Annotated in this window: 1 protein-coding gene; it reads left to right on the plus strand. The window is 54.5% G+C overall.

The annotated features are described in order from the left end of the window. Positions 1–18: 18 nt before the first annotated feature. On the plus strand, positions 19–733 hold a 715-nt coding region (locus ACXJ5O_RS28870), incomplete at its 3' end, for a GumC family protein (RefSeq protein ID WP_457302899.1).

Here is a 733-nt window from a genome sequence, read left to right on the forward strand (position 1 = left end):
GCTCCGCACAAGGTGGAAATGCGKCCAGTCGAATATCAAAGCGATGAATGGCGGCCACTCGTTGACCCGCGTATCGTTATCAATCGCGTTGGCCGTTCCAAGGGATTGATTATCGCAACAACAATCATCGGTACGCTTCTTGGCGTCGGCTATGCGATGACATTGCCGAAGCTCTACGCCTCGACCGTTGAAGTGCTTGTCGATCCGCGCGATCTCAAGATCGTCGACAAGGAGATTTCGTCGAGCCAGCTGCCAGTCGATGCCTCGCTGGCCATCGCCGAAAGCCAATTGCGCGTCATTCAGTCGAGCAGCGTGTTGACGAAGGTGATCGATCGCACAGGACTTGCCAAGGATCCGGAATTCAATGGCGACCTCAAGGAGCGAGGCATTTTTGCGTCGATCCAGGAGCTTTTTTCTACCGATAGCACGCCGGATGAGACAACGCGTGAAACCGTTCTCCTGCGCAATCTGTACGACCATCTTGAGGTAGAGCGGAGCACAAAGAATTTCATCTTCAATATCACTGTGAAATCAAGGGATCCGCAGAAGGCGGCCTTGATTGCCAACACAGTGTCCGATGTTTTCCGCGAGGAGCAGGGCAATATCCAATCAGATACTGCAAAGCAGGCCACGGAGTCGCTGACAGCGCGCCTCAATGACCTGCGGGCGGGCGTGCAGGATGCCGAAAATGCCGTGCAGAAGTTCAAGGCGGAGAATGACCTTGTCGACGTAC

It is taken from the genome of Phyllobacterium sp. P5_D12 (assembly GCF_054049495.1).